The organism is Rhodopseudomonas sp. B29, from assembly GCF_000333455.1.
Classification (GTDB): domain Bacteria; phylum Pseudomonadota; class Alphaproteobacteria; order Rhizobiales; family Xanthobacteraceae; genus Rhodopseudomonas.
Genome location: NZ_BADD01000675.1, coordinates 1 through 6,977, shown reverse-complemented (window position 1 = coordinate 6,977; position 6,977 = coordinate 1). Strand labels below are relative to the sequence as shown.

Genomic DNA, 6,977 nt, shown 5'->3' with positions numbered 1-6,977 from the left:
TGGCCTTGATGATCTCGCCGCGGACGCCGAAGTCCTGCAGCACGCCTTCGAGCGCGCGCGAATTGGCTTCGAGTTCGGCCTTGCTGTGAGTCTGGCGATCGGTCGCTTTCGGCGCGGTGAGCATCGCCACCGCCGGCAGTTCGAACTTGGCCGGCTTCTTGGTGGGTTTCGGCGCCGGCTTCTTGCGCGGCGCGCGCGCGGCCGGGGCTTCCTCTTCTTCGTCTTCCTCGGCGTCTGCCTCGGCTTCGTCATCGTAGCCGGGATCATGATCCTCGAGCTGCGGCACGATCGGCGGCGCCGTGCGGCCGCCGAGTCGCGGCTCCTGACGTTCGAAGGCGCCGGTTGGTTTGGTGGGCGCGCTGCTGACCAGACCGCGGTACGACAGCTTGATGAGCCGCGTCAGGCGCGCCTTGGCGCTCAGCAGCGCATGGACCATCCAGCCGAGCGACACCGAGCCGCGGTCCGATTCCTCTTCTTCCTCGAAGGGAAGATCGTCGGCCGCAATTTCCTCCGGCTCGATCTCGTGCGCGCCATAGCCGGACGCCATCACGAAAGCGGCGAGCATCAGCACGCCGAGCAACAGGCTGAGCACGATATGGAAGATCAGGCCGGGACCGAACACCAGCGACGGCGTGCGCACCAGCGCATCGCCGACCACGCCGCCGAAGCCGGTCGGCAGCGGCCAGGCGCCGTCGCGCGGAAACGAGCTGGCGAAACCCGACGCCAGGATGGTGCAGAGGATCCAAGCCGCGAGCCGCAGCGCGCGGCGATCGAACGGGCGGTGATGCAGCATCCGCCAGCCCCACACCGCAATCGGCATCAACAGCCCGATGGCGCCGAGACCGAGGATCTGCATCGACAGATCGGCGCCGATGGCGCCGCCATAGCCGAGCCAATTGTGAATTGTCCGCGACGTCGCATGGCTGAGGCTCGGATCCTGCACCGACCAACTCGCCAGCGCGCCGGCGCCGAGCGCCGCCAGCGCGATCAGCGACAGGCCCATCAGTTCGCGCAACCGCCGCCCCAGTGCGTCGCGCACCGAGATCGGCAGATGCCCGACCAGGGGAATGACCCGTTCGATCGCCGCCATCCGACTCAAAGCCCCGCGACTATCCGAGGATCCGCACCAGCCGATGCAGCGCTTCGGCGGTCGTATCACTGTCCTGCACCATCGCGACGCGGATATAGCCCGCGCCGGGATTGAACCCATCGGCCTGCGGCCGCGCCAGGTAACTACCCGGCACGACGCGAACGCCGCCGTCTCTGTAGAGCTTCACCGCAGCGGCCTCGTCTCCGCCCTGCGCCGACACGTCGAGCCACAGGCAGAAACCACCGGCCGGACGCACGTAGTTGTAACGCGAACCCAGGATCTGATCGGCGAGGTCGAATTTCAGCCGGTACAGCCGCTGGTTCTCGGCGACGTGGGCTTCGTCCGCATAAGCGGCGGCCGCAACATATTGCAGCGGCACCGGCACCTGCGGCCCCGCGACGTTGCGCAGCTCGTGATAGGCGTGAAGGAAATCCGCGTCACCGGCCGCGAAGCCGACCCGCATCCCGGGCAGATTCGAGCGCTTGGACAGCGACTGAAACGCCACGACGTTCTTGAAGCCCGGTCCCGCCACGGCCAGTGCACTTCCCGGCGCGGTCCGGGTGTAGATCTCCGAGTAGCACTCGTCGCTGAAGATCAGGAAGCCGAAGCGGTCGGCCAGCGCCTTCAGCTTGGCGAAGTAATCGGCCGACGCCACCGAACCTTGCGGGTTGGCCGGCGAAGCGATGTAGATCGCCACCGTCCGGGCCAAGGTCGCGTCGTCGAGCGAGCTGAGATCGGGCAGGAAACCGTTGGCGGTCGTGGTCGGTAGCAAAACCGCCTCACAGCCGGCGGCACGGGCACCGGCCCCATAGGCCGGATAGAACGGATTGGGCATCAGGATCGTCGGCGTGCCGACACGCGGCGCCACGTAGCGCGCCGCCGCGATCGCGGCGAGAAATAAGCCCTCGCGGCTGCCGTTCAGCGCCAGGACTTCACGCTCGGGATCGATCGGATGCGGCAGGCCGAAGCGGCGCATCAGCCATTGCGCCGCCGCCTCGCGAAACGGCGCGATGCCCTTGGCGGCCGGGTAGCGGCCGAAATCCACCGTATGGCGCGCCAATACACCGGCGACGAAATCCGGAACCGGGTGCTGCGGCTCGCCGAGCGACAGATTGATCAGCTTCTCGCCCGGCTGATACGGCGCCAACAATTCGGTCAGGCGGGCGAACGGCGAGCGCTCGTTCGAGACGCCAGCGTCACGACTGTCGGCCGCACGCGCCGCGGAGGTGGTGGACAAAACCATTCCAGATACGCCGGTTTTTCGAGGCGCCCGGCCGCAATCGGGGCGAGCGAGAACAGATCAGCCACCATAGATACGGCGAGGTTAAGACGCGATTAACCATCGACGCTGGGGGGCGAAGCAGGATGGCGATCAGGCTTCCGACGCAAGCTCTCGATCGACAGCACCACGAAGAGCGGGTAGGGCCCGATGCACCGTATCCCAAATCATTTGTGCCGCGACGTCTTCGTAATCGTGGCGGTAGACGTTGCCTGCAGATGCGATCTGCCGCCAGGGAAGCTCCGGGTGCCGGGCCTTGACCTAGTCGGCGACGCGGCGCGACGCCTCGGAGATGATCTCCAGGCATCGCGTAATCGCGTACACAGTGCGCAGGTCTGCCTTGAAGGTAGCCTCGTCGCAGCCTTCGACGAATTTGGTGACGAGATCGATGTGGTGGCGAATATCGCGAAGCGCGACTTCGGACTGATCAGAACGCATAGATCGCGTCAGCCTCGGCGCTCGGCGCCACGTGCGGCTTGAGCTGATCCCGATTGACGACATCGACCGGCCGATCGAACAGGGCTGCGATATAATCTTTCAGGCCAGCATATTCGAACACAGTCACGTGTGCATTCGGATCGATCTCGATCATGATGTCGATATCGCTGCCGCCGTGCTCGCTGCCGCGGGCGACCGAGCCGAACAGCGCGGCGCGGCTTACACCGCGGGCGCGCAATGCATCCCGGGATTGACGCAAGACAGCGAGCGCAGCGTTCCGGTCCATGGCCGCATTATAGCACAGGCCTCGGAGGGCTAAAAGAAAGGGGCCCCGGCTTGCGCCAGGGCCCCTCGACGGCTGGGGCATTGCCGGGTATCTGCCCCGACCGCAGCTCTGACGCGACGCCTCGGAGAAGCGCCGCGCCTTTAAGAGAGCTCACATGTTGTAGGCACGCTCGGTGTGCTCGACGAGGTCGAGACCTTCGCGCTCGACTTCGACCGGGGCACGCAGGCCGACGATGACGTCGACGATCTTGTAGAGGATCGCCGAGCCGATGCCGGAGATCAGCAGCGTGGAGCCGACGCCCCAGCACTGCGAGATCATCTGGGTGACCATGTCGTAGTCGCCGATCTTGCCGGCGGTGTAGTCGTACACGCCGGTGCCCCCGAGCGCCGGGTTGACCAGGATGCCGGTGCCGAGCGCGCCGACGATGCCGCCGACGCAGTGGACACCGAACACGTCCAGCGAGTCGTCATAGCCGAGCGCGTTCTTCACCACGGTGCAGAAGAACAGGCAGACCAGACCGACCACGATGCCGAGCACGAGCGCGCCCATCGGACCCGAGAAGCCGGCCGCCGGGGTGACGGCGACGAGACCCGCAACCGCACCCGAGAGTGCGCCGAGCAACGAGGGGTGACCCTTGAAGATCCACTCGGCGAACATCCAGGCCAGCGCCGCCGCCGCGGTCGCGACGAAGGAGTTGGTCATGGCGAGAGCGGCGCCGCCCGAGGCTTCGAGGTTGGAGCCGGCGTTGAAGCCGAACCAGCCGACCCACAGCAGCGAGGCGCCGATCATGGTCATGGTCAGCGAGTGCGGAGCCATCAGCTCCTTGCCGTAGCCGGTCCGCTTGCCGACCAGCAGGGCGCCGACCAGACCGGCGATGCCGGCGTTGATGTGCACCACGGTGCCGCCCGCGAAGTCGATCGCGCCCTTCTTGAAGATGAAGCCGGCGTCGGCATTCACTTCATCGAGCTTGGCCTGCGCGGCCGCCTTGGCGGCATCGTCGGTCGCGGCGGCGAGCGCCTTGACGGCGTCCGAGATCGCGTCCGGACCGGCCCAGTACCAAACCATGTGGGCGATCGGGAAGTAGATCAGCGTGACCCACAGCGGCACGAACAGCGCCACCGCGGCGAAGCGGGTGCGCTCCGCGAAGGCGCCGACGATCAGCGCGGGCGTGATCGCCGCGAAGGTCATCTGGAAGCACATATAGACGAGCTCCGAGATGTTCGCGTCGACCGAGAAGGTCGCGGCCTTGGAGTCGGTGGTCACGCCGGCCAGGAAGGCCTTGGAGAAGCCGCCGATGAAGTCCGAGCCGCCGGTGAAGGCGAGGCTGTAGCCGTAGACCACCCAGATCACGGTGACGATGCAGACGGTGTAGAACACCTGGGCCAGCACCGAGAGCATGTTCTTGGAGCGGACGAGACCGCCGTAGAACAGCGCCAGGCCGGGGATGGTCATCAACAGCACCAGCACCGTCGACGTCATCATCCAGGCGTTATCGCCCTTGTTGACGGTCGGTTCGGCGTAGGCGGCAGTCGCGGCGAACAGGCTGGCGCCGAGGACCGCCAATCCCGCGCCGTAGGGACGTTTGAACGTCATTTGTTGTCTCCTGTGAGGAAATTCTTCGAGGTGAGCGCGTATCAGAGGGCCGCAGCGTCGGCTTCGCCGGTGCGGATGCGCACGGCGTGGTCGAGGCCGATAACGAAGATCTTGCCGTCGCCGATCTGGCCGGTCTTGGCCGCGCTGGTGATGGCTTCGATGGTCTTCTCGACCTGCTCGGTCGCGATCGCCACTTCGATTTTGATCTTGGGCAGGAAGCTCACCGCGTATTCGGCACCGCGATAGATTTCGGTGTGGCCCTTCTGCCGGCCGTATCCCTTGACTTCCGTCACCGTCAAACCGTGAACGCCGATGGCGGTCAGGGCGTCACGGACTTCTTCAAGTTTGAATGGCTTGATGATCGCCATAACAATTTTCATGGGTCCTATCCCCGCTTAGGGCCCGGCCAGAACGACCAGGCATGATCTCGACTGAAAATCCCCACGCGGAGCATCACTACGCGGGCACAGCCGGCGCATAGGAATCAAATGCCGTGCCAGTCGGGCGGCCCGCTGAAATCGTTCAGGAATTCGAAACTTTACGGGGAAGCCGCATCGCAGCACCGCCTGCGCTATTCCGTCGCGCCTACAGGATAGGCACAACTGTGCATTTTCTATGCACGCCGCGGCGTCGACACAATGATGCTCACGTCGCGAGCACGAGACTCACGACTTAGGCCGGCAAAAACTCGGCATTTGACTATTGCAGCGCCTCGCCATGCTGCGAAATGTCGAGACCCTCGATCTCGGCCTCCTTGGAGACCCGCAGGGCGACGAACAGGCTGACCAGCTTGAGCAGCACATAAGTCGCCAGCCCCGACCAGACGAACGTCACCAAGATACCGGCTAGCTGGATGAACGGCTGCTTCCAGCCACCCTCCAGGGCGCCCGAAACGCCGCCGATCGCAGCCGTGGCGAACACGCCCGCCAGCAGCGTGCCCGTCAGGCCGCCGATGCCATGGACGCCGAACACGTCGAGCGAGTCGTCGTAGCGTAGCCGGTGCTTGAGCCAGGTGCAGGCCCAGTAGCAGACCAGGCCGGCGACGATGCCGATCACCACGCCGTGCCAGGGTTCGACATAGCCGGAAGCCGGCGTGATGGTGCCGAGACCGGCGACCGCTCCGGAGATCATGCCAAGCACCGACGGCTTGCGCCGCGAGGCCCACTCGATCGCCCCCCAGGTCAACGCGCCCGAGCAGGCAGCCAGATGCGTCGCCGTGATCGCGAAAACGGCGCGAGAATCGGCGGCGAGTGCCGAGCCGCCATTGAAGCCGAACCAGCCGACCCACAACAGGCCGGTGCCGATCACTGCCAGCGACAGATCGAACGGCGACAGATTCTCCATGCCGTAGCCATGGCGGCGGCCGATCACCAGCGCCGCGACCAGACCGCCGGTGCCGGCGGAGAGATGCACCACGAGGCCGCCGGCGAAATCCAAAACGCCCATCGCGCCCAAAAAGCCGCCGCCCCAGATCCAGTGCGCCAGCGGCACATAGACGAAGACGAACCACAGAATCGAGAACAGCAGATAGGCCGAGAACCGCATGCGGTCCGCCACCGAGCCCGCCACCAGCGCCACCGTGATGATCGCGAAGGTCATCTGGTAGAGCACGAACAGCGCTTCGGGGATGGTCTTGGCGGCCGGATTGATGCTCTGCATCGTCATGCCGGCAAGGAAGATGCGATCGAACGAGCCGATGAAGGCGCCGTTGCCTGTGAAGGTGAGCGAATAGCCAAACGCCACCCACAGCACCGAGATCAACGCCACGGCGGCGAGGCTCTGCGCCATGGTGGCCAGCACGTTCTTCTTGCGCACCATGCCGGAGTAGAACAGCGCCAGACCAGGGATCGTCATCATCAGCACGAAGGCGGTCGCCACCGTCATCCAGGCGGTGTCGGCAGGATTGATCGTGCTGGCAGCTTCGACCGGCTGAGCCAGCGCCGGGCTGGCAAGCGCGCCGAACAAGGTCACGGACGAGATTTCGAGCGCGGTCCTGCCCGCGCGGCGTCGCCAACCGATCATCATGCTGTCCCAGAAGGAAGGGCGGCACCCCCGGTGCCGCAACCGAGGAGAAGGCTGGCGTTAGAGCGCGTCGGCGTCGGTTTCGCCGGTGCGGATACGCAACGCGTGGTCGATCGGCGTGACGAAGATCTTGCCGTCGCCGATCTGGCCGGTGCGGGCGCCGCGGGTGATGACCTCGACGGCCCGGGTAGCCAGGTTGTCGTCGACCGCGATCTCGATCCGCAGCTTGGGCAGGAAATTCACGATGTACTCGGCGCCGCGATAGATCT

The 6,977-nt window shown here is 65.6% G+C and carries 7 protein-coding genes and 1 pseudogene; all 8 read right to left on the bottom strand.

All coding sequences use genetic code 11. The features are described from left to right. Positions 1–1,090: DNA translocase FtsK 4TM domain-containing protein (locus I5M_RS24350; RefSeq protein ID WP_022723775.1), on the bottom strand; the 1,090-nt coding region annotated here is incomplete at its 3' end. A 19-nt stretch (positions 1,091–1,109) separates the two neighbouring features. Beyond that, on the bottom strand, positions 1,110–2,333 hold the full coding sequence (locus I5M_RS24345) for an aminotransferase class I/II-fold pyridoxal phosphate-dependent enzyme (RefSeq protein ID WP_022723774.1): 1,224 nt from the start codon (positions 2,331–2,333) through the stop codon (positions 1,110–1,112). Positions 2,334–2,462: 129 nt separating this feature from the next. Beyond that, a pseudogene (locus I5M_RS34480) lies at positions 2,463–2,807 on the bottom strand (DUF86 domain-containing protein). Further along, positions 2,797–3,174, bottom strand: coding sequence for a nucleotidyltransferase family protein (locus tag I5M_RS24335; protein WP_022723773.1), 378 nt, complete (start codon positions 3,172–3,174; stop codon positions 2,797–2,799). The pseudogene I5M_RS34480 and the gene I5M_RS24335 overlap by 11 nt, the downstream one beginning before the upstream one ends. A gap of 69 nt (positions 3,175–3,243) precedes the next feature. Further along, complete coding sequence (locus I5M_RS24330; RefSeq protein WP_022723772.1) at positions 3,244–4,686, bottom strand: ammonium transporter; 1,443 nt, start codon at positions 4,684–4,686, stop codon at positions 3,244–3,246. Positions 4,687–4,727: 41 nt separating this feature from the next. Beyond that, on the bottom strand, positions 4,728–5,066 hold the full coding sequence (locus I5M_RS24325) for a P-II family nitrogen regulator (RefSeq protein ID WP_031337443.1): 339 nt from the start codon (positions 5,064–5,066) through the stop codon (positions 4,728–4,730). Positions 5,067–5,385: 319 nt separating this feature from the next. Then, the gene (locus I5M_RS24320; RefSeq protein ID WP_031337442.1) at positions 5,386–6,708 is read right to left on the bottom strand and encodes an ammonium transporter; all 1,323 of its coding nucleotides are present in this window, start codon (positions 6,706–6,708) and stop codon (positions 5,386–5,388) included. Between the two features lie 60 nt (positions 6,709–6,768). After that, positions 6,769–6,977: P-II family nitrogen regulator (locus tag I5M_RS24315; RefSeq protein ID WP_031337441.1), on the bottom strand; the 209-nt coding region annotated here is incomplete at its 5' end.